At 56.0% G+C, this 21,475-nt stretch carries 23 protein-coding genes and 1 pseudogene; 12 read left to right on the top strand and 12 right to left on the bottom strand.

Features of this window, described 5'->3' with window-relative positions:
* Positions 1–224 precede the first annotated feature (224 nt).
* From DW151_RS06505 to DW151_RS06495, 3 genes are read left to right on the top strand one after another with little or no spacing between them, the layout of a single operon-like run.
* Positions 225–4,070 carry an N-6 DNA methylase gene (locus DW151_RS06505; protein ID WP_118334988.1) on the top strand — a complete coding sequence of 1,282 codons (3,846 nt, stop codon included), beginning with the start codon at positions 225–227 and terminating at the stop codon, positions 4,068–4,070.
* 37 nt (positions 4,071–4,107) lie between these two features.
* On the top strand, positions 4,108–5,100 hold the full coding sequence (gene xerA / locus DW151_RS06500) for a site-specific tyrosine recombinase/integron integrase (RefSeq protein ID WP_117583305.1): 993 nt from the start codon (positions 4,108–4,110) through the stop codon (positions 5,098–5,100).
* A gap of 21 nt (positions 5,101–5,121) precedes the next feature.
* The gene (locus tag DW151_RS06495) at positions 5,122–5,682 is read left to right on the top strand and encodes a restriction endonuclease subunit S (RefSeq protein WP_118065718.1); all 561 of its coding nucleotides are present in this window, start codon (positions 5,122–5,124) and stop codon (positions 5,680–5,682) included.
* A 26-nt stretch (positions 5,683–5,708) separates the two neighbouring features.
* Here the strand turns inward: DW151_RS06495 and DW151_RS06490 are convergent, their stop codons facing one another.
* From DW151_RS06490 to DW151_RS10500, 6 genes and pseudogenes are all read right to left on the bottom strand, one after another.
* The gene (locus tag DW151_RS06490) at positions 5,709–6,071 is read right to left on the bottom strand and encodes a hypothetical protein (RefSeq protein WP_117583307.1); all 363 of its coding nucleotides are present in this window, start codon (positions 6,069–6,071) and stop codon (positions 5,709–5,711) included.
* Between the two features lie 58 nt (positions 6,072–6,129).
* Positions 6,130–6,300, bottom strand: a pseudogene (locus tag DW151_RS10765) (IS30 family transposase); the annotation flags it as partial.
* A complete protein-coding gene (locus tag DW151_RS06485) occupies positions 6,300–6,632 on the bottom strand; it encodes a nucleotidyl transferase AbiEii/AbiGii toxin family protein (RefSeq protein WP_118334987.1) in 333 nt (110 codons plus the stop codon). The pseudogene DW151_RS10765 and the gene DW151_RS06485, both read right to left, overlap by 1 nt.
* A 16-nt stretch (positions 6,633–6,648) precedes the next feature.
* Complete coding sequence (locus DW151_RS06480; protein ID WP_117583309.1) at positions 6,649–6,861, bottom strand: hypothetical protein; 213 nt, start codon at positions 6,859–6,861, stop codon at positions 6,649–6,651.
* 169 nt (positions 6,862–7,030) lie between these two features.
* Positions 7,031–7,204, bottom strand: coding sequence for a type IV toxin-antitoxin system AbiEi family antitoxin domain-containing protein (locus tag DW151_RS06475; protein ID WP_255413775.1), 174 nt, complete (start codon positions 7,202–7,204; stop codon positions 7,031–7,033).
* 447 nt (positions 7,205–7,651) lie between these two features.
* Positions 7,652–7,882 carry a hypothetical protein gene (locus DW151_RS10500; protein WP_128619958.1) on the bottom strand — a complete coding sequence of 77 codons (231 nt, stop codon included), beginning with the start codon at positions 7,880–7,882 and terminating at the stop codon, positions 7,652–7,654.
* A 202-nt stretch (positions 7,883–8,084) separates the two neighbouring features.
* Between DW151_RS10500 and DW151_RS06465 the strand changes: the two genes are divergently transcribed.
* The gene (locus tag DW151_RS06465; protein ID WP_118334983.1) at positions 8,085–9,047 is read left to right on the top strand and encodes an Abi family protein; all 963 of its coding nucleotides are present in this window, start codon (positions 8,085–8,087) and stop codon (positions 9,045–9,047) included.
* Positions 9,048–9,269: 222 nt separating this feature from the next.
* Here the strand turns inward: DW151_RS06465 and DW151_RS06460 are convergent, their stop codons facing one another.
* The 3 genes from DW151_RS06460 to DW151_RS06450 are packed head-to-tail and all read right to left on the bottom strand — an operon-like array spanning position 9,270 to position 11,208.
* Positions 9,270–9,860 carry a hypothetical protein gene (locus tag DW151_RS06460; RefSeq protein ID WP_118334981.1) on the bottom strand — a complete coding sequence of 197 codons (591 nt, stop codon included), beginning with the start codon at positions 9,858–9,860 and terminating at the stop codon, positions 9,270–9,272.
* Between the two features lie 19 nt (positions 9,861–9,879).
* Positions 9,880–10,176, bottom strand: coding sequence for a hypothetical protein (locus tag DW151_RS06455; RefSeq protein ID WP_118334980.1), 297 nt, complete (start codon positions 10,174–10,176; stop codon positions 9,880–9,882).
* Between the two features lie 54 nt (positions 10,177–10,230).
* Positions 10,231–11,208 carry a nuclease-related domain-containing protein gene (locus DW151_RS06450; RefSeq protein ID WP_118334978.1) on the bottom strand — a complete coding sequence of 326 codons (978 nt, stop codon included), beginning with the start codon at positions 11,206–11,208 and terminating at the stop codon, positions 10,231–10,233.
* A 127-nt stretch (positions 11,209–11,335) separates the two neighbouring features.
* Here DW151_RS06450 and DW151_RS06445 point away from each other — a divergent pair, with 127 nt between their 5' ends.
* The 5 genes from DW151_RS06445 to DW151_RS06425 all read left to right on the top strand — a co-directional run bounded on the left by DW151_RS06445 (position 11,336) and on the right by DW151_RS06425 (position 13,914).
* Complete coding sequence (locus tag DW151_RS06445; RefSeq protein ID WP_118334977.1) at positions 11,336–12,205, top strand: hypothetical protein; 870 nt, start codon at positions 11,336–11,338, stop codon at positions 12,203–12,205.
* Positions 12,206–12,706: 501 nt separating this feature from the next.
* Positions 12,707–12,901 carry an excisionase family DNA-binding protein gene (locus tag DW151_RS06440; protein ID WP_118334975.1) on the top strand — a complete coding sequence of 65 codons (195 nt, stop codon included), beginning with the start codon at positions 12,707–12,709 and terminating at the stop codon, positions 12,899–12,901.
* A 105-nt stretch (positions 12,902–13,006) separates the two neighbouring features.
* Positions 13,007–13,177 (top strand): hypothetical protein, encoded by a 171-nt coding sequence (locus tag DW151_RS06435; RefSeq protein WP_199579910.1) that lies wholly within the window; start codon positions 13,007–13,009, stop codon positions 13,175–13,177.
* 63 nt (positions 13,178–13,240) lie between these two features.
* A complete protein-coding gene (locus DW151_RS06430; protein ID WP_118334974.1) occupies positions 13,241–13,426 on the top strand; it encodes a hypothetical protein in 186 nt (61 codons plus the stop codon).
* Positions 13,423–13,914, top strand: coding sequence for a hypothetical protein (locus DW151_RS06425; protein WP_118334972.1), 492 nt, complete (start codon positions 13,423–13,425; stop codon positions 13,912–13,914). The genes DW151_RS06430 and DW151_RS06425 overlap by 4 nt, the downstream gene beginning before the upstream one ends.
* 311 nt (positions 13,915–14,225) lie before the next feature.
* Here the strand turns inward: DW151_RS06425 and DW151_RS06420 are convergent, their stop codons facing one another.
* Together DW151_RS06420 and DW151_RS10665 are read right to left on the bottom strand one after the other, a co-directional pair.
* Positions 14,226–15,959 carry a DUF262 domain-containing protein gene (locus DW151_RS06420; RefSeq protein ID WP_118334971.1) on the bottom strand — a complete coding sequence of 578 codons (1,734 nt, stop codon included), beginning with the start codon at positions 15,957–15,959 and terminating at the stop codon, positions 14,226–14,228.
* A 980-nt stretch (positions 15,960–16,939) separates the two neighbouring features.
* Positions 16,940–17,110 (bottom strand): hypothetical protein, encoded by a 171-nt coding sequence (locus DW151_RS10665; protein ID WP_199579909.1) that lies wholly within the window; start codon positions 17,108–17,110, stop codon positions 16,940–16,942.
* Between the two features lie 369 nt (positions 17,111–17,479).
* On the opposite strand from DW151_RS10665, the gene DW151_RS06405 reads away from it, so the two are divergent.
* From DW151_RS06405 to DW151_RS06395, 3 genes are all read left to right on the top strand, one after another.
* Positions 17,480–18,109: a class I SAM-dependent methyltransferase gene (locus DW151_RS06405; RefSeq protein WP_118334969.1), complete on the top strand. Its 630-nt coding sequence runs from the start codon at positions 17,480–17,482 to the stop codon at positions 18,107–18,109.
* Positions 18,096–18,701 (top strand): class I SAM-dependent methyltransferase, encoded by a 606-nt coding sequence (locus DW151_RS06400; protein ID WP_118334968.1) that lies wholly within the window; start codon positions 18,096–18,098, stop codon positions 18,699–18,701. The genes DW151_RS06405 and DW151_RS06400 overlap by 14 nt, the downstream gene beginning before the upstream one ends.
* A 115-nt stretch (positions 18,702–18,816) precedes the next feature.
* On the top strand, positions 18,817–19,647 hold the full coding sequence (locus DW151_RS06395) for a class I SAM-dependent methyltransferase (RefSeq protein ID WP_118334966.1): 831 nt from the start codon (positions 18,817–18,819) through the stop codon (positions 19,645–19,647).
* A gap of 154 nt (positions 19,648–19,801) precedes the next feature.
* Here DW151_RS06395 and guaA read toward each other — a convergent pair whose 3' ends face one another.
* Positions 19,802–21,400 (bottom strand): glutamine-hydrolyzing GMP synthase, encoded by a 1,599-nt coding sequence (gene guaA / locus DW151_RS06390; RefSeq protein WP_118334965.1) that lies wholly within the window; start codon positions 21,398–21,400, stop codon positions 19,802–19,804.
* Between the last annotated feature and the right edge of the window lie 75 nt (positions 21,401–21,475).

Raw genomic sequence — 21,475 nt, 5'->3', positions numbered from 1 at the left:
GAACAATCGTCAATATCGGTCGGAGGGGTGGCTTTGTAAAGCCCCTGGTACGCTACTGTTGCCAGCGTGGCTTAGCGGACTGGCGAATCCCGCCCCGTGCGCGTCATCATCCAATCAAATGCCCTGGCAAGCAGCAGCACCGCCAATCACGCTACGTTCTTACGGTGCCCTCTGCGATAATATTAGCGAATTGTGTTTTCACCTCGCAGCTACGGAGACATTAGATGATTACGCTGGACAATCTTCGCGACGCACTTAGGGCTCTGTGCTACGAGCCGTCGGGCGACGGCACCGTTTATCAGAAATCCTGGGAAGAGACCAGCGCACAAATCACGGTCGATTTTTCCAAGAAACGCATCGGCTACCCGAAAGACCTGGGGTTCAAGGTCAACAAAGACACAACTTGTAACTTCTCCGATAACGAGAACTTCGTCGTACTCGCCTGCGTAACCATGCTCCTCGACAAAGGATATCGCCCCGAATCACTCGAGCTGGAGCGCGAATGGGCCCTTGGGCACGAACAAAAGAGCGGCCGCGCTGATATCTGCATTAATGACGAGAGGGGCGACACACTCGCAATCGTCGAATGCAAGACCCCTGGAACCGAGTTCAAAAACGAATTCAAGAACATGCAGTCAGACGGAGGGCAACTCCTCTCCTATTGGCAACAAGAGCGCGCGACTCGCTGGTTGGTACTCTTTGCATGCGATTTCATCAACAACGAAATCGTGCCAGACCAGGTTTCAATTAACTGCAGCGATGACGAGAACTTCATCGCGCTCGCCAAACGCGATGACACCATTGCGCTCTACCGCGACGCCCATACAGTGGAACAGCTCCATCAAGTTTGGACGGAAACGTACAACCAACAAGTCGAGGGAAACATCCTCTTTGGCGATAGGTCGACGGCATACCACCCGATGGTTCCTCCCCTTCTCAAGAAGGACCTTGTCGACTTCAGGGCCGAAGACAGCATCGTCAACCGCTTCGAGGAAATCCTCCGCCACAACAACGTCTCCGATAAAGAGAACGCCTTCAATCGCCTTATCGCGCTCTTTATCGCGAAGCTCCAAGACGAGCTCTCGAAAATGCCAACCCAGGAGATTGAGTTCCAATACCGCCAAGGACGCGACACCTACGAAACGCTCCAGGACAGGCTCCAGAGACTCCACTCAGACGGCATGAGAAAGCTCATGCGGGAAGAGGTCCTGTACGTTCCCAACGACTACGCCGAAAACCTCATAAGCAACTATACGGGCCAGCACCGCAAGAAGCTCATCGAGGAGCTGAACGGCACGCTGCGCAAGCTCAAGTTCTATACCAACAATGACTTTGCGTTCAAAGACGTCCACAACGAGGAACTCTTTCTTCAGAACGGCAAGGTACTCGTAGAGACGGTGCAACTTCTACAGCCGTATCGCATCGTAGGAACTCAAGACATTCAATTCTTGGGCGACCTCTTCGAACAGCTCCTTAATCAGGGCTTTAAGCAAAACGAGGGCCAATTCTTCACACCTGTGCCCATCACCCGTTTTATTTGGAAGTCACTCCCACTCGACAGCATCGTGCAGGACGAGGCTGGTGCCGTGCACTATCCACGCGTTATCGATTACGCCTGTGGCGCGGGGCACTTTCTCACGGAAGGATTCGAAGAAATCTCCGACGCCGCATGCCAATATGATCCGACCATAGAGGATGACCTCGGAGACGCCGACTGGGTCAGAGACAATCTCGTCGGCATCGAGAAGGACTATCGACTCGCTCGCGTTTCCAAGGTCTCGTTCTACATGCATGGCGCAGGGCAGAGCAACGTGGTCTTCGGCGACGGACTTGAAAATTATCCCGACAAGGGAATCGACAGCCGAACCGACAGGGGACGCTTCGACATTCTTGTCGCCAATCCCCCGTACTCTGTAGCGGCCTTCAAACCGCATCTCAAGCTTCACAACAACGAACTCAAAGTGCTGGAAACCATCAGCGATAGCGGCTCGGAAATCGAGACCCTCTTTGTCGAGCGTGCGGCACAGCTTGTTCGGCCCGGAGGCTACGCCGCCATCGTCCTCCCCACCTCGATCCTCGACAAGAGCACGAGCTCGAGTTTCATGGCCGCACGCGATGTGCTTTTGAGCTCCTTCGAGATCGTCTCCATCGCCAGGTTTGGATCAGGCACATTCGCGGCCACAGGAACAAACGTCGCAATTATGTTCCTACGTCGCTTTGACGAGATCCCGCCCCGCAATGCGAACGCACTTGATTTCGTTGACGCTGTTTTTGAGCGCAGGAAGCTCACTGGCTGGAGAGACGAAAGCGCTTTCAACGCTTATCTCGGCACAATTAATGTAGACGGAGATACTTACCGGGCTTTTCTCGCAGGAGAGGCTAACTGGAACGAATGGGCAAACACTCGCCACTTCAGCGTTTATTGCCATCTTTTCGAATCATCGAAGGAGCTCAAGACCCTTCGGAAGAGCAAGACTTGGAAGGCGGCCGACAAGAACTCACGGCTCAAAGCAGAGAACGAGCTGTTCTATCGCCATGCGCACAAGGAAGAGCGCAAACGCCTGCGCGTTTGGGGTCTCGTCTGCGGTGAACAGACGCTCATCATCAACTCACCTAACACGACCAAGGAAATCGCCTCTTTCCTTGGCTACAAATGGAGCAATCGCAAAGGCAACGAGGGGATACAGCCCATCGATGGTGAGGGCGTGCTCTATTCGGACAACGAATCGGACGACACGAACTCGCTAAGCGGCATCATCAGAGCATGGTTCTCCGGCGAGCAGGTTGAGCCCGGCGACCTTGCCCAGTACTACTACTATGCCAAGACCGCCGATTTCATTGACTTTGATGCCGATAAGTTCGACGAGACTCTTACGATTCCCCGCTCTTTCTACAAGCCCCGCTCGTTCGCCCAGGGCACCGTAGTCAAGACGCTTAGAGACATCACATCCTACGTTACCAACAGCGTGGCCCAGAGTTCCATCACCACCGACACTTACGTAACAACGGAAAACATGGTCAAGGACCGTGGCGGCATAACCACCTATAGTGGAGAGCTTCCGGCAAGTGCTGGCACCGCATACAAGAAGGGAGACACGCTCGTCTCCAATATTCGCCCCTATCTGCAGAAGATTTGGCTCGCAGACCGCGATGGGGCGTGCTCCAAGGACGTTTTGGTATTCCGAAGCATAAATACCGACAGCCTATTGCCCGAGTTTCTCCATCTGCTCCTGTGGCAGAAGGACTTCTTCGACTACGATATGTCCACCTTCACGGGAACCGGCAGGCCTCGCGGAGACAAGGATGAGCTGCTCAAATACCCCATCCCAGTCCCGACGCTCTCCGAGCAGAGAGCCCTCATCGACGATTTCAATCGCTTAACAGATGAAATCAATAGCAAACGACAGCAAATCGCCGCTCTCAAGGAGAGCGTCAAATCACGGTTTGTAGAGGTATTTGGCGATCCGGTCGATGGTAAAAAATGGCCTTTCGTTAGGCTTGAAGACCTCTGTACCAAGTTGGGTTCCGGAGCAACGCCACGAGGTGGCAAAACGGCATACAAGGCCGAAGGTGTTCCGCTGGTCAGAAGTACGAATGTTCACAACGGTCGTTTCGTGTGGAAGGACCTTGCTTGTATTGATGATGAACAAGCCGCAAAACTAGAAGGCGTCACGCTGATGAAGGGTGACGTGCTTCTGAATATTACTGGCGCTTCGGTTGCTCGTTCATGTCTTTTGCCAGATGAATTGGCTGGTGGACGTGTTAATCAGCATGTCTCAATTGTCAGAGTCGACCAAAAACGGATGCTGCCGGTGCTATTGAACACGGTGCTGATCAGCGATTCGTATCAGAGACTCCTGCTAAACGGCTCAAGAGCGGCTGGAGCAACAAGGGAGGCAATTACCAAAGAAGCTCTAAAGAGAATGACGGTTCCCTTGCCTCCCCTTGAGCTTCAGCAAGAGTTCGCCTCTTTCGTCGCTCAGGTCGACAAATCGCAATTTGCACTCGAGCAAGAGGTCGACGCCCTTTCCGCAGAGCGCGACGCCCTTCTAGACCGATTCCTCGCGTGATACGTTCCTCCCATCCATATCGGGATGGGAGGAACTGATGCACACGACGATCGAAATAGCAAACGCGGTTCTCACAAAAATGCAGGCACTCGTTAGCGGCGAAGTGCTTTCGTATCTCGAGAGCGTCCTTATGAGCGAACTCAGGGGCATCGAACTTGAAGTGAACGCGCTCAGCAATGTCGAAGACGAGGCCTCAAAGTACATGGAGCGATTCCTCGCAGCCAAAACCATCGAGGGATGCTCGCCTAAGACCATCAGGTACTACAAGGCCACACTTACAAGGGCGCTCGAAGCAATCAAAAAACCAATTGTCCGGATTAGTTCAGATGACTTACGAACATACCTGAGCGAATATCCCATGGGTAATAACGCAGGGAGCATCACCGTCGACAACGTCAGGCGCATCCTGTCGTCATTCTTCTCTTGGCTTGAAGACGAGAACCATATACTCAAAAGCCCTGCACGACGCATTAAAAAGATTCGCTCAAAGAGAACGGTCAAGTCCGTATATTCTGATGAAGAACTTATAGCCCTCACAGACGCCTGTTCTTGCAAGAGGGATCTGGCAATCATCAACCTTCTTAGTTCAACAGGGATGAGAATAGGCGAACTCGTCTCGCTCAATCGAGAAGACGTTGATCTAAATCGGCGAGAGTGCATTGTACTCGGAAAGGGCAACAAAGAGAGAGTCGTCTATTTTGATGCGACTACAAAGCTGCACCTAAACAACTACCTGCAAGAACGCAGCGATAACGTCGCCGCGCTATTCTGTAGTCTCACAAAGCCGAGTTCTAGGCTGCAAGTAAGCGGAGTCGAGCTCCGCCTTCGCTCCTTGGGAACAAAAGCAGGCGTCAAACACGTCCACCCACATAAGTTCAGGAGAACGCTGGCCACCAAAGCAATTGGAAAAGGAATGCCCATCGAGCAGGTGCAGAAGCTGCTTGGCCATCAAAAGATTGATACAACGTTGATGTACGCAATGGTCGATCAGGACAACGTAAGGGACTCTCATAGAAGGTATATCTGTTAAGTCAAATCACGGTTTGTCGAGATGTTTAGAACCAAGACACACGCATCATGGCCAATCGAAACAATCGGCAACTACAGCATAGAAATGCACTACGGCACTTCAGCAAAAGCCGGCGCCGATGGCGATTATGTCTACATCCGAATGAACAATATCACCGACGACGGCATCCTTGACCTAACCGATACAAAGCGAATCACCCTAAAGGGCCAAGCTCTCGAAAATGCTACCGTCCGCTATGGCGATATGCTTTTTAATCGAACCAACAGCATTGACAAGGTTGGGAAAACTTGCGTTTTTCATCAGTCAGAGACCATGGTTATTGCTGGGTACATCGTGTGCGTAAGGTTCGCTGACCACAGCTCTGCCGAATATGTATCTGGTTACCTGAATTCAAAGGAAGGAAAGCGAGTCCTTCGTAATATAGCGAAGGGAAGTGTCCATCAGGCAAATATCAGCGCAGCAGACTTGGCCGCTATTCCCATTGCAATTCCCCCGTTGTCCCTCCAACAGGAGTTCGCCGACTTCGCTGCCGAGGCGGACAAATCGCAATTTATCATCCACCAAGATCTTCACGGCTTTTGAAAAGACAGATAGTTACATGTCCAACGCTACAGAAGCCCGAGGACCGTCGCCTTTGATAGCATCTCGTAGGCTCGCGGATATGTCTCTTTGTCGCGCTCGGCCATAAATGCCCAGTTCGCCGTCACGTCAGCCGCCCTCACCATAGCCACCTTGGAGGAGTCGACATAGGAGACTGGAATCTTGGGCAGCCAGTCGCTAAATACAGGAGGGTAGGAGGTCTGCCACGTTGGGTTGAACATGCCGCAGCGCAGCTCCTCATCAACCGATTCTGCCAGGTTGTACTTTCCGTCGATCGAAGTCGAATGCTCGTCAACCACAACAGAAACTGCATCAACCTCGCTCGCGGCAATTCCCTGAAGCCTCAGCGCGTCAACGATGCCGGACTTCACGCCACGCTTTAGAGCGTAGTCAAGATACCTTTGCTTGCGCCTTTTCGAGCTTGAATTCTCAGAGCAACTGCAACACCCCTGAGTAGTGGACCTCGTAGGGCGTCCTGAACCCCAGGCGCTTGTGGGGCCTGCGGTTGATGGCATCGTACACCCGCTCGACCTCCTCGTCCGAGACCGCAGAGAAGCCGGTCCCCTTCGGGAAGTACTCGCGCAGCAGACCGTCTGTGTTTAGTCAAGCCTGATTTTCGGGTTGGGGCTGCGGTGGAAATCCTGGTCCTCTTTTGGTCCAGGATTTCCACCGCAGCCCCAACCCGTAAATTGAACGCTATCAAACACAGATACCGTCGCGAAGTCGATGTCGCGCGTGACGCGGCCGTCGGGGATGCGCGCGAGCAGCCCGCTTCCGCCCTTGAGGATAAACCGGCCGTCGGGGTTGCTGAACACCCTGCGCAGGAACCGGTCGCGCAAAGCCCGACGACAGCCGTCCCCGGGGTCACCGCCCCTGTCGCGAACGGCCCTCTTCAGGGCCCTGTCGAGCTGACCGCCGTTCTCGTACGTCATTCTTCCCGCCTCCTAGCTAACGAATCGTACAGGCTGGCCCCCGCCGGCATCCCGGCTTTTGCCCCCCGGCGTCGATTTTCTCCCTCAGCGCGCCCTCGTCTTCGACGAGGCCCCTTTCGAGCGCGTCCGCGAGCACGTTCGCGACCAGGCTCAGTTCCTCCCCGGAGTCTATCAGGTCCACCACCGTGAGCCAGGGCCTCGTCGCCGGGATGTCCGAGACGATCGCCACGTCCTTCGGGTCGAGGCGGCGCTTCCTGATGAATCAGGTTCGGGCGCTTAGTCTGCTTTCTCTCGGGCGTGCAGAACTCGTAGGGCGAGGGGCTGACCTCGCCGATGCCGTAGAGCCATGCAGCCGTCGCCCCCATGGCGACGGGGCGCCTCCCCGGGTCGATCGACAGTCAGGCCGCGAGGACGTCCTCCTCCCGCGTGCTCGGCGAGCCGCCCATGCGGTAGACGCCCTTCGCGAGCCTCTCTATGTTGCCGAGCCCTTCCCGCCTCGAGAGCGCGTACCGCTCGACGCCGAGCACCTTCGCCTGCACAGATGTGAAGAGCTCCCTTTGGGAAGAGGCGATGTCGTTGGTGGCTCGTATGACTTCGATTTATTCCATGCTTGCATTGTGGAAAATAATGCAACAATGCAAGCAATACGCTCAGAATACACGGCGTTATTCGGCGGCATTCGGGGTCACTGAAACTGCGGAAACCGATTTTCGCATTTCTTTATTCCCATTTGTTGACCTGGGCGAATGCAATTGAAGAGGGCTTGAATCCGCCTCGCAGTTTCAAGTCAGTTTCATCCGCTCGAAATCGGCCTTCGGGGGACCCGAATTGTGAATTATTCCCGCAGGGCCTAATTATTCCCGTACCGCCGAGTACTCCGTTGTACCGCCCAGTAGGGACACACGGGAATAATTTGGTCGTTTTCCCAGGTAGAGATGCAAAAAGAAAGCCCTCGAACCAAAGGGTTCGAGGGCTGTTATTCCCACTATTTCGCTGGTGGCTTTGGTTCTGTCGTCCCGTCATTCCAGTTGCACCCAGTTTTCGGCATCGACACGGAACGCGTGCCGCCGAATGACGCGATGTCGCGTCTCGTCGGCTTCGGGGACAAAAGCTGGGACAACTTCAAAAACTTTTTTCAAACTCAGGGCTTTGAGTTTTTGTTTTTGTCCCAAAGGAGCTTCCGGCCGTGATTCGGATGCCCGATTGGGCGGAATCGCCCGTTTCTGGAACTCAACCGCAGCATCACGCACAAGCCACTCGCAACAACTGCAAATGATTGGTCGAGGGCGGCTTCCAACGCGATTCCAAAGCCGCAGGTCAGGCGACTGCGCTGCTGGCAGGGAAAGGGAGTCGTATCAGGCGGCTTGCCCATGAGTCGACGATGAGGCCTTCACCGAATGTCGAGAACATGCTGGTAAAATAGGCAATACTTTTTATGACAGGAGAACGAGCATGGCCGAACCCCACGATAGGAAGCCGATCCTCACGATCGAGCAGCAGATAGAGCACCTCAAGCAGAAGGGCGTAGCCTTCGAGCTGTGTTCCGAGGAAGAGGCCGAGGACTACCTGCGCGACAAGTGCAACTTCTTCAAGCTCGCATCCTATCGCAAACTCTTCTCGAAATACGAGGGAGGCCCGCGCGACGGCCGCTACGTAGACCTCGACTTCGGCCAGCTACGCCTGCTCGCGGCGCTCGACCAGGAGCTACGCCACGCCCTGCTCGGCATGACGCTCGACATCGAGCACTTCCAGAAGGTGACACTGCTTCGCGAGATGGAGGACCGTGGAGAGGATGGCTACGCCATCGTGGCCGACTACATGGCATCGCTTACCACTGCAAACAGGGAGTACCGCCTGCGCGAGCTCAAGATGAGCGGCCGCAGCCCCTACAGCTCGAGCCTCTACGCGAAGTACTCCGGCGACATGCCTGCCTGGGCCTTCCTTGAGCTCACCTCGTTCGGCACCCTCATCGACTTCGTGCGCTTCTGCGCCAGGCGATGGGGCGACAGGCGCTTCGAGACCTCCCACTACGACCTCAAGCGCGTGAAGTCCGTCCGCAACTGCGCCGCGCACGGCTCGTGCCTGATCAACTGCTTCGCCGAGAGGGGCGCCGCCCGGGGCTCGGCGTCCAGTGGCGTCTCCCGAAGGGTCGCCGCCGTGGGAATCCCCAAGGCGACCAGGAGGAAGTGGATGGGGAATACGGCCATGCAGGAGGTCGCGACCGTGCTCGTGGCGCACTCCGGCTTGGTACCCGAGGGCTCCTCGCGCTCGCGCGCCGCATCCGAGCTCGCCGAGATGTTCGCCAGGGCCGACGGAGAAACCGAGGCGCTGCCCGACAAGGGGCCCGACGCCGCAGCTCGCTCCGCGCTCGAGTTCCTTCGCAGGTTGACAGAATCGCTCGGGTTGGTAGAATAGCCTGCAGATAGCAAAACCTTCACGGTTTTAGGGGCGGACTTGCGCAAGCGACTCTGCCCTATTTTTATATTCACTCGCTATAGGAGACGGGTGATACCTGGGTCAATGACAGAACTGAGAAGCCCGGAATAATGGAGCCAGTTAGAAACCCTCGGGTTTGCGGGGCGGGATCGTGAGAGCGATTCTGCCCTATTTTTTACGCTTCAGGCATGCGCAGCGGGGCTAGAAGAACCACTTGCAGTAGAGACCGCCCTGGAATATCGCATGAACGATCAGGGAGATGCCGAGGCAGACCGTCAACACGGGCAGGCCCACTCCGAGCCATTTGGGGAAGGGGTCCCCTTCTCGGTTTGTGGAGCCCCAATCGGGCCAGCCTGGAGAATACACGTCGCCGTACTCGTCGCCCCCGCCGGCCTCGTCGGCCAGGAGGGCGAGCGCCTCGTCTAATTCCCCCACGAGTGCGTCCCCGTCGAACCCGACCTGGAAGATGTGCGTCTCGTCGTGCCGCCTGAGCGCCTGGCTGTCCTGCATGAGGTAGAACCTCTTCCCGTTCACCCCGTTCGCAAGAGCGGTCCTCTCGCTCGAGAACGTCCGGATCTCCCTCTTGAGCCTCGAGAAGGCCCCCTTGCCCTCAATTCCAAACTTCTGCGCGAGCGACTCAAACTGCCAAAGCAGGTCGTACAGCCCCACCGCGGGCAGAAGCCCGGCCCCGCACCTCTTCTCAAGCATCGATCGCTCGAAGCGGTTGTATGCGAGGATCGCCTCGCCGTAAGTCAGCGTGGTCCCGATCGAAGGTATCTCATTCACCTGCATCGATTCTCCTGTCTGCCGATTAGAGGCTGCTCGCCTCGCCGAGCGCTGCCATATTCGCCGCGAAGCGCACCCCTCCAGAGGTGAGCTCGACGGGGTGTCCGGATTTGACCAGGTCGCAAAGGGCGTATATTCCATATCCCGCCACCCCGGCAATGGAAACGACGAGGCATCCGAGAAGGCCAGCCTGAGGCCCGGTGATGCCGCTCGTCGCATCGACAAGGGATTTGAACACACCCTGGCAATTAATGGCCTTCTCGTTCATGGCATCAATCGTCACGTCGCTTATTGCAATGGATCCCATCGTGTTTTCGGTCATCCTTACTCCTTTTTGTAGTCAATCTGTGCTTTCCGCATCCAACAGCCAGGCTCCTTATCCTTTCTTTACATGCAGGAATAGCCCACCCGCGCCTATTGCCAAACCAGAGATGACAGCCGCCGCGGCGGGTACCCAGCTGGGCAATTGCGAATGTCGAGCATGGTTATCGAGTGTTGTTGGAGAATCAACTTCGTTGTGGCCAGCCGCTATTGATTTAGCAGCGTCCTTTGCAGCCTTGGCCTCGACCAGATCGAGGAAATCCTCGAGCTCGCTTTTTACACGGTTTTCGTCAAGCGGCATTGGAAACTCTGCCGCCGTCTTTCGTGCGAGGAGGACGGACTTGATGCGAACCATATCCTCCCAAGACAGCTTCTCGTCGCATCGGTTTGCGTCTTCGATGCTGTAGACAATCTGGCCACAACGCATCACGGGGACTCGATGGAAGAAATCGGAAACACTTGCCTCGTTATTCACGAAAAGAAGCATGCCATGCACGTCCTCTTCGCTCATGCAGCCGTCAGAAGAGAATTGAATCGCATCCCAAAGGGCATGCATCTTCTCACGCATTCGCTCACCGACGTTGTAGGAGCGAAGGCCGCGGCGCAGGATTCCCCCATCGTCTATCACGACGTCGTTTCGGTAGTTCTTTACCTCGATCACGTATACGCCCGAACGGGCGATTAAAACTTGATCGTATTCCTCGAACGAGCCTCCATTCGGAAGCGCAATGTTGGAAAGCAGCAGGTTATCGCCGCGAAGACATTTGAGACTTTTTGCGGCGAGAAGCTCGCCGCGCTTCCCGTTGATCAGCCCGCCTATGGTCGAACTGAGCTTCTCTAGATCCCGAATGAGGGCGGTGTAGGTGTCCTCTCCCTCCAGCCCAAGGTCGTGGGCCTTGCTTCGCAGGTGGTCGATAAGGTCGTAGGTACGCAAGCTCTCGCTGTACGAGGTTTCGAAAACTCGCTCCAGAAGCACCCCTTCAAGGCTCTTGAGCCGATCGAGAATCTCCTCGTTGGTATAGGTCTTGCTCATCTAGCACTCCTTGTCTACTTGCTCTCTGCCTGTTAGTATGCCTCGTAGAAAAGCGGAATGATAGAATCGATTAACGGTAATATTTGTAGCTTGAATCATGTCATAGTCACTTAGGAGGATATTTTAGATGAGTGGTCCAAAGGCAGAAGTTCTGCAGTCAAATAAAGTCGTAGAGCCAAGACTCGAAGCGTGGCGAAACAATCTCCTTGGACTCATGAAGAAGCAGGGCCTAACGCAGAATGATCTCAAGGATCTGATAAACGATCGATTCTATGGCGAAAGCGAGAAGCCTCGGTTTACGCAGAAGAACGTCAGCACGTGGGTCAACGCTGGCCTTCCGGACAGGAAGGGCCATGTGCGGCCTTTTCCAAAATTTGAAATCATGCTTCAAATCGCCGCGGTGCTCGAGGTCGATCTCGGCTATCTCATAGGCGATATCGAATGCAAAACCTACAAGGCGCAGGATGCCCATGAGTACACGGGGATAGAGGAATCCGCCCTCGAGGAAGTTCGCAAAATCACACATTTCGAACGCAGGTACCACCTCGGAGAAAGCCGGGGCTCGAACAGCGCAATGATAAGCGAAATCCTAAAATCGCCCATCCTCCCAGAGCTTCTCGACGAAATGGCGTGCTTGATTCGGCTTAATGACAAGAGGGACGATATAACGGAGGCCGTCGTTGCAGAATACGGGGAGGAACTCGTCAACAGGGCCTTTAGGTTTCGCGACGACTTTGTCGCACCCGGGCCCGACGCACCTGAGGAAGAGCTTCATGAGGTAGAAGCGATCAACGAGGCCGTTTTTGAGTCGGCCGGGGTATCGCCTGTGGAGCGGCCGCGATTCATGGAGGCGGTGAAGGCGATTAACAAGGCCATCGACGACTGCTACGACGAGGAAAACCGCCTGGTTCGAGACGAGAGCGCAAGTCGGTATATGGTTCAGAAAAGGTTCGGGGAAATCGTCGAGTTGATTGCGCCCTCGCGTTTTACAAAATAGAGCACAAGGCCCTTTAACTTGAATTATTGCTTTTAGAGCCCCGCCACTCGTACATCCCAGCTTACCCAGACAGCCCTCCCACAATGTCCGTATCCCAACGGATGGCTACCATTTACCCGTGTGCACCTGGGACAACGGGCTGAAAAACCTGCACAAGGTCGCTCGCAGAACATGCAACAGCAAATACGACATAAGAGGCGAAAGACAGATGCCGGACCCCGGATGACAACACCGCGGAAGACGAGCATTCCGACCACAACCGAACAACTCCAGCTACTAAGCAGGCGTCCGCATGGGCGCCTTTAACTTTTCAGAGACTTAGCTGAGGGCTAAGAAGCGCGGCTCATGGCCGTTTCATGGAGACCCGACCTGCTCGACCCACCTCGACCCATCTCCGCTCCCGTCGTGCGCGCCAACCACAATCAGACGGTTCAATCGTCGCGCAGACGAAAACGCACGCGGGACCGCGCAGGCGCATCGCGCGGAATGATTGGAGGGACCATGGCGAACACGACGAAATGCGCCGCGCCCGAGGGCAACCGGGGCCGCGACGAACGGATGACGGTGTTAGAGATTCAGGAGTACATGGGGGGGGCAAGCCGGAGCAAGGCGTACGACCTCATCTGGTCGGGAGAGATCGACTCGTACAGGCTCGGAAGAAAGCTCCTGGTGTCGAGGGCGTCAGTGGACGCCTAGATCGATTCGAGGAGCGGCAGGAATTGACGGCGGCGACCGCCCCGAGAGCCGCCCGCGGCCGGGCACGCGAGGGAGCCTCGAGACGAAAGGAGCTCGAGGACGACCATGACCAAGAGCATTAGCAGGAACCAGGTGTGGCTCATCGCATCGACTAACGTGATATTCGACGCCGACGAGGCGTGCGCGATGCTGCGCATCAGCCGCGACGCCATGCACCGGCTCGCCCCCTTGCACTCACCGCCAGCACATGCTATAAGGTTATTGGTGGCTCATTAAGCTACCTCCAAGTGCCGGGGGAGTCCCCCGGCTATTTTTTTATCCATTCCATTGGAGTCCCCATTGGCCAAGGAGCCCAGCATCTTCGTCGACGAGAGCGGCGACCGCGGCGGCAAAGCTCGCTACTATCTGCTCGCACTCGTCTTTCACGACCAGGCAGACAGCATCGCCGAGGCGGTCACGGGCTATGAGGCCAAGCTTGCCAGGGCCGATCTCCCTAACATTTCGCTTCACTCCGAGCTCTCATGAACGGGCACAAGGATTATGAGTTTCTTAACATCGAGCAGCGCAAGGTGATGCTCACCTACTTCTCCTCGTTCGTCCGCAAACTTCCCATTTCCTATATCACGTTCGTCTACCGCCGCAGCCGGTTCGAAGACCCAGCAAGGCTAATGGAGCGCATGGGACGCGACATCTCCTCCGCCATGATTGAACACCTGGGTTTCTTCCAGTCCTTCGACGATGTGAAGGTTTACTACGACAACGGTCAGGACATCGTCAAGCAAGCGCTCGACCGCTCGGTGGGCAAGGTCCTCTCAAAAGGGGTCGTCCGACGCCGCAAGACCTCGATGACCGACTACCGCCTCGAGCAAGTGGCGGATTACCTCTGCACCATCGAACTTGCCTTGGTCAAGTGCGAAGCCAAGGAGAACGGTAAGACGTACAACAAGTTCTTCGGAGGTATAGGCTCTTTCAAGAGGAACTGGCTCAAGCAAGCCCGCAGCAAGCGGATATAGCTGGTCTCGCGGTTTCGCAAGGAACGGTCAGCTCTCCTCTGGTCAGGAGTCCCAAGCGACACGCTTCGAACAGCGATGGCGAAACGCAAGCAATGGCGTCGCGGGCGCCTCGTGCGCTACAGTGTCCATGTGGTCATCTCCTATCGTCTCAGCGTGGTAACTGAAAACTCTAGGCGGTGGCCACACCCCTTTTCCGGGGTACTGACACCAATGTTTGACACGCAACCGCAGCAGACGGCAACGTCCGTCTACTGAGCAAAAGCAACGAGCTTTTCCAGGTCCAAGACCGATAAGCGAAGATGAATCAAGTTTTATTCCCTTAACAGGCCCAACTTGCCAAGCCACTCGACAAAAGTAGTGATGATCCGCTCGGTGCGCATTTCGATGTCGCCCTCGGCAAAGTCGCCGCATCGCGCAATTTCCACGAGTTCGCGAACAGCGGTCCCCGACACCTCAACGCCCTTATCGTTCACATAGCCCTCGTAATACTTGCGTTTATCCGTCAGTTGGTAATCTGAGGCGCGAATGTTTACGCGCTTCTCCAACATCGCCTTGTTTCCTAGTGCTTCAAGATTTGAGCGATTGGATAGCGGATGTACCTCGTTACGCTTTCTTGCATAGATGTGTTCAATCTCGAGCGTTGTGTCCAAGTCCATGAGAGGTTGCTTAGGATCTGAGTAGGCCCACCAAACAAGCATCGATCGTGTGAAGCGACGTTGGTTGGTGAACTGATAGCTTCTGAAGCGTCCCGTAATTGTTTCACGGTCGAACAGATGGGCTGAAAAGTCGACCTTGCGACCTTCTACGATATCTATGAGTGCGGGATAGACGGGACCGCGCAGGGCGTTTACGCCGGGACGCTCAAGTGAGTAGGCGTAGATGAATCCAGTGATGTAGCAAAGGAAATCGTAGAGCTCTTTGTCGTCCAGCTCGCCTTTGGTATTGCGCTTTGCCAGGAACCAGGTACTCAACAGATAAGCCCACATGCCGTTGGGTGCGTAATTGAGAACGAATAGGCGGCGTGCTACACGCTCGGAAAAGCCCTCCTGCGCATCAACCCGTTTCCAAAAATCGAGCAGAGACTCCAAATCGTCGAGCGTCGCGTCCTCGCGTAGGATTTCATACGAGTTATCGCTGTAGAAGTCGCGTAGGCTCTTGGTCGTTGTGTCTCGGATGCCCTTCTTGGCACGGCGATAGTACATATAGCGGGTGAAAAGCTCGTCGAGCGGTGTGCCCGAGGTCGGTTTGAAAATAAGGTTGGCCGTTTCCTCGAGCGCTTTCCAGCGCGTGACGAACTCGTCTTTGCGGCCCTCGATGGAAAAGTGCTTGTAGAACTGGCTCTTAAAGATGTCAGCGTCTGCCAACGGAAGTCCACGGTCGTTCAAAGTCGAGAAGATCCTGAGTGCGGTGTCCTGGGATTCCGCCTCGATGGGAAGCAAGATTACGTTATTGAGAATGCGAGCGGCGAATAGCGCGATGTAGCTTGGCCACTCGCTTGCCATCTCGGCCATTCTTTTAGAGAAGAAGGCGTAATTGCGTGAATAGGCGCTGTGGGCCATGGGGCCCACAGCGCCGTGGCGCAATATATCTAGAAACTCATCTTTGTCGGAATCGCTCGCCACCTCTGAATCAATTTTCAGCGCATCCATGTCGGGGTCGTCGAACTCATCGGTCTTCCAGACGCAGCCAGCAATCGAGTCACGCACTTTAATTGACTGCTTGTCCTTCATGTTTGCGAACTTGTCGTAAAACGCCCTAAGCAGCAACATGATGGTTGTAAGTCTCTGCTGGCCATCGATTATTTCAAGCTGGCCTGCGTCGTTCTTGAAAGTAACAATGGGGCCGAGGAAGTATTCATCACTAGTGCTTTTGAAGGCGTCACAGTCGTCGTTGGGAAACGCGAAGGTGAAGAGATCGTCCCACAGCGTTGCGCACTCGTCTTCGCCCCAGGCGTAAGGTCGCTGGTAATCTGGGATGAGGAAGTCTGAATGCTTATCTGTAAGGAGCAGCTTGATCGTTTTCTGGTCGATGTTGAGCTTGGACATTCCGGAAACCTCCGTGCAGGTATCTTTTTGCATCCAGAATTATATTGCACAGAGTAAATAAGATGCTTGATGACGGCACGATAGGACCAGAGAGCGCGGGAACAGATTGAAGACCCGCATCAAGCACTCTCTTTATGTTCTATCGCTAATTAGTCCCAAATAGCGTTGAGAACCGCGTGCCAGATGGAGCTTAAAGACTCAATCTACCCGCGTCCCATATCGAAGATGCTCGTGTCCCCATCAGTATCCATGTCAAGCGTCTCTGGCACTGCCATCGATGATTCCATCGACTTGTCGATCGAAAGTGCGTCAACAGGCCCGCCGAACGCCGGGAAGAACCTCATCACCAGCTCGATCCACCGCTGCAAAGACTCGTTCAGCTCGCCCCAAGGGGCAACCCAGCCGCACCTCCTTGGCCAACCCGCCATCGAGTCCCTCGGTGCTTTCTGAACGCTCACGGAGGGCCTCGCCTCCACGCAGGAAGGCGGGCATGACGATTGTGCGCACCGACTTGGGCTTCTCGGGGGCGGTCACGGTATCCACGCCGCGGAGGCTCTGGTAGGACTTGTTGATGCGCAGCCGCGAGCTCTCCAGCATGAAGTCAGACGGTGTGAGCGCCAGGAGCTCGCCGCAGCGGATGCCCGTCCAGTAGAGCAGCTCGAAGGCGTGGAACGATAATACGAGCCAGATCTGAGCGAGCCGGTCCCCTCAGTGACTATCCGGTACGGATCTGTCAGTCCGTGTCGCACTATACCGCCTAAGGGCTGATTCGTGCGCAATTTGGGCGAATCACGCCCTTGATTCGCGATTTCAGGAATGACTCGATTGATTCGCAAATCCGCAGGTCGCTCCTTTAATCACTCCCCGGCTCCCACCGGGGTTCGTAGCGGGTAGCGTGAAAAGGGGTGATTCAAAGGGTCGGAGAGATGCCTATAGCGCAATCGTCTGGTATTGGCGCGGTGAGGGACTTCTCACCTCCATCAGTCCAAATCGTCAAGCTCCGAAAGCCTTGCGAGCTCGATGGCCAAATCGACCGCCTCTTCGAAATCGACGCCTTCGGCATAGGGTGATGCCGAGACGTAAGAGGACCAGATGCCCCGCATCATATCGGATCTTCTGACCTCGCCGAGTACGGCCTCGTAGTCGCCCATCTTGCCGAGCGAACCGCGCCTGGAGGCGGTGGCAACAACGGCTTCGTGCAGGGAATCCCGCCAGCCACATTAACCCGTCGCCCGCGAAAGACGTCGGGCTAGAGAAAAGGACCTATTTCCCGTCATGGATTGGGTTTACCTGCATGACTAGAGCCCTGGTGTAATTGGCTGGATCACCGTTCCGGGAACCGGTATCGACCTACCTGTCCGCCGAGCTCTTTCTTCAGCTCCAGCCTAGTATCTGATTCGCGCCGTTATAAGCGAAAACCGAAGAGATGCGTCTTAGCCAAGAAAAGAAGGTTAGCCTCATCTTACTGCATGATTCGTGTGTTATAGTTAGATTGCTCTAACTGTTTGGGGGCGACAGCCATGCACGAACGCGAGGGTTTCTGGGACAAGAACGCCGGTCGGTATGACCGTTTCATGCGAAACGACCGGGCGGCGTATGAGAAGATGTATGAGCTGATCAGGCCGGTGGTGAAAGCAAAAACCGTACTGGAAGTGGCCACCGGCACGGGACTTATCGCAAAGAGCATCGTGAATGCGGCGGCGCATATCGAGGCTACGGACGCTTCTGCAAAGATGATCCTTGAAGCAAAGCGGGACAATCAATCCGCAAAGCTGCACTTTTCCGTGCAGGATATGTTCCGCCTGCCCTATGCGCAGAAGTCCTTCGAAGTGGTGATCGCGTCCAACGCGCTTCACATAGTGCCGCATCCGGAAAAGGCCCTGCAAGAAATCAGGCGGGTGCTGAAGGACGACGGCGTGCTCATCGCGCCAACCTTCACCCACGCGGGGAACTCGGTTTCCGGCAAGGCAAAAGCCTTTTTCATGAGTATGGCGGGATTCCCCCTCCACAGCAGGTGGACAAGCGAGGAATACCTGCGTTTCCTGCGTCAAAACGGCTGGGCGGTGCGGAAAAGCGCGGTGCTGAAGGCCTCGTTCCCGTTGACCTATGCGGAATGCACGAAATCGGAGGGGCCAGATGTCGTTCTTTGAAAACACCCGCAAGCCCGTGGGCCTCGGCGGAAAACTTATGGTTGCCATGATGAACCTGGGCCACAGCCCTGTGGCGCGGTGGGGACTTCGATTTCTACGACTTGCGCCAAATGCCAAGGTGCTGGATTGCGGCTGCGGCGGCGGGGCGAACATAAAACGGCTGCTGAAAAAATGCCCGCATGGCGTCGTCAAGGGCGTCGACTATTCGCCCGTCAGCGTGGAGAAGACTAGAAAGCTCAACCGAATTGCAATTCGGGAGGGGCGTTGTGCCGTTCTGCAAGGCAGTGTGGCGGATATGGTGTTTGAGGATAGCTACTTCGATGCCGCCACGGCCTTTGAGACCGTCTATTTTTGGCCTGATTTGCCCCGATGCTTCCGTGAGGTCTGGCGGACGCTGAAGCCAGGCGGGACAATTCTCATCTGCAACGAGAGCAATGGCGATACGGACAAGGACGAGAGGTGGACGCAGATCATCGGCGGCATGACCATCTACAAGGACATTGAATTAAAGGCGTATCTGGAGCAGGCGGGTTTTCACGAGGTGCAGATACGCAAAAAGAAAAAGTGGCTCTGCGTCACGGCGCGGAAGTAAGGGCATCAAGCACGGGCATTTTTTGCATCCATCCTGCACATGAGTCAGGCATGCCGGTCATAGCGGCTGTGCTGGCGGCAATTATGACAGTTTTTATTCACTGAGGAAGAAACCTATGAAATGTAAAATTGAGAAAAACACCGTGCAGGAGACGCTGATCCTCCCGCTGTATTCCCGGAAGCTGTGTACGGAGTTGTACCCGAACCTTTACAAGGATGAAACAGCGGTTCGTCTGCTCGGCCAGATCGACTACGACTTTTCAGAGGCAGAGAAAAACTCCCGCAGCCTGATGCAGCGCTTTGGTGCGCTGGAGGTGGCCACGCGGCAGGGTGATCTTGCTTTTGAGGTGCGGGATTACCTGAAAGACCACCCCAATGCGGCGGTGGTCAATCTGGGCTGCGGGCTAGACAACACCGGCAGAACCTGCGACAACGGTAGATGCAAGATCTACAATCTGGACTTCCCGGATGTGATTGCCTTGCGGCAGCAGCTGCTGCCCGCCGGGGATCGAGAACAAAATATCCCCTGCGACCTGAAAGACACCGCATGGTTTGGCAAAATCGATGCCTCCGGCGGGGCGGTGTTCTTTGCCTCCGGAGTGTTCTATTACTTTCTGACCCAGCAGGTCCGGGAACTGGTGCGGGGGATGGCGGACGCTTTCCCCGGCGGTGTGCTGGTCTTTGATGCTGCCAATCGGACGGCAGTAAAGATGATCGCAAAAACATGGCTTAAGACTGCAAAAATCAAGGATGTGGGGGCATATTTTGCGGTTTCGGATGCCGCCAAGGAAATCGGCACGTGGAACAGCCGTCTACAGGTCACAAGTCGCGGCTATATGCTGGGTTACAACGATTTGAGAGACCCTTCTGTCAGCGGCTTTTTCCGGTTTCTCGCAAGGGTCGGTGACAACGGGATGAAAATGCAAATCGTGAAAATTAGATTTTAAAAGGCAAAAATGAAGCCCATTCACTTTGACGTTGAAGAAGACGGCTTTTACGGCACATATTGGGCGTGCAAGGACACACATACAGCAGCGGACACGGATTCGATTGAAACCGTGCCCGCTATCTAATACTATATTATTTTATCGAACGCCTGTTCTATTCCCACTCGATGGTCGCGGGCGGCTTGGACGTAATGTCGTAGCAGACGCGGTTGGCGCCAGGGACCTCGGCAACGATGCGGCCGGAGATGCGAGCCAGGACGTCGTAGGGCAGCTTGGCCCAGTCGGCGGTCATGGCATCGCTGGACTCGACGGCACGCAGGATGATCGGGCGCTGGTAAGTGCGCTCGTCACCCATAACGCCGACGGACTTGATGTCGGGCAGGACCGCAAAGTACTGCCAGCAGCTGTGCTCGGAGTTGCGCTCGCCGGTCTGCTCAAACAGGCGCTGGTTGTAGGCGTCGAGCTCCTCGCGCACGATAGCGTCGGCATTCTTGAGGATCTCGAGCTTCTCCTTGTCGACCGCACCGATGATGCGGATGGCCAGACCCGGGCCCGGGAAAGGCTGGCGGAACACGATGTGACCCGGCAGGCCCAGCGCCAGACCAAGCGCGCGGACCTCGTCCTTAAAGAAGTGATCAAGCGGCTCAATGAGGTCGAAGTGTACACCCTCGGGGAACGGGATCAGGTTGTGATGGCTCTTGATGGTGGCCGTCTTGCCGCCTGTCTTGCGAGCGCCGGACTCGATGATGTCGGGGTAGATGGTGCCCTGAGCCAGGTACTTGACCGGCTTGCCGTCGCACTCGAGCTGCTGCGCCACGGCGAAGAACTCTTTCCAGAACTGCGTACCGATGATGCGGCGCTTCTCCTCGGGCTCGGTCACGCCGGCCAGAAGCTCGGCATAGCGATCCTCGGCGTGGACGTGGATAAAGTCGACGTCAAACTGCTTGGTGAAGACCTCCTCCACCTGCTCGGGCTCGCCCTTGCGCAGCAGGCCGTGGTTGATGAACACGCAGGTCATCTGCTTGCCCACGGCACGGGCGCCCAGCGCAGCCACGACGGAGGAGTCGACGCCGCCGGACAGGGCCAGAATCACGCGGTCGTCGCCGACCTTCTCGCGGAACTCAGCCGTCATGGTCTCGACCAGGTTGTCCATGCTCCAGTTGGGCTCCAGGCCGCAGATCTCAAACAGGAAGTTGCTCAGCAGCTGCTGACCGTACTCGGAGTGCTTGACCTCGGGGTGGAACTGCGTGGTAAAGATCTTGCGCTCGATGCACTCCATGGCGGCAACCGGGCATACGTCGGTGCTGGCGGTAACGGTAAAGCCCTCGGGCACCTCGGACACGGCGTCGCGGTGGCTCATCCACACGGTCTGCTCCATGGGCGTGGAGTTAAAGAGCTTGGCGCCGGCCGTGCGCGTGATGGTGGCGCGACCGTACTCGCCCACCTCGGAGTGGCCGACCTTGCCGCCGAGCGTCACGGCCGTGATCTGATGGCCGTAGCAGAAGCCCAGGACGGGAAGGCCCAGGTCAAAGATGGCGGGGTCGATGGACGGAGCGTCCTCGGCGTACACGGAGGCCGGGCCGCCGGAAAGGATGAGCGCAGAGGCGTTCATCTCGCGAATCTCGTCGGCCGAGATGTCGCAGGGGACAATCTCGGAATACACGTTGAGGTCGCGGACGCGACGGGCAATGAGCTGACCGTACTGCGCACCAAAGTCGAGTACGAGGACCTTTGCGGAAGCCTTTTGATCCATGGTTCCCCCTCTTGTTGGCGGGGAGCCGGTGCCCACCCGCGCGAATGAACGAAATTAACTTCCATAGTGTACACG

Origin of the sequence: Collinsella sp. AM13-34 (assembly GCF_003473055.1) — a bacterium.
Lineage (GTDB): Bacteria > Actinomycetota > Coriobacteriia > Coriobacteriales > Coriobacteriaceae > Collinsella.
This window is presented reverse-complemented; position numbering and strand designations above follow the sequence as displayed.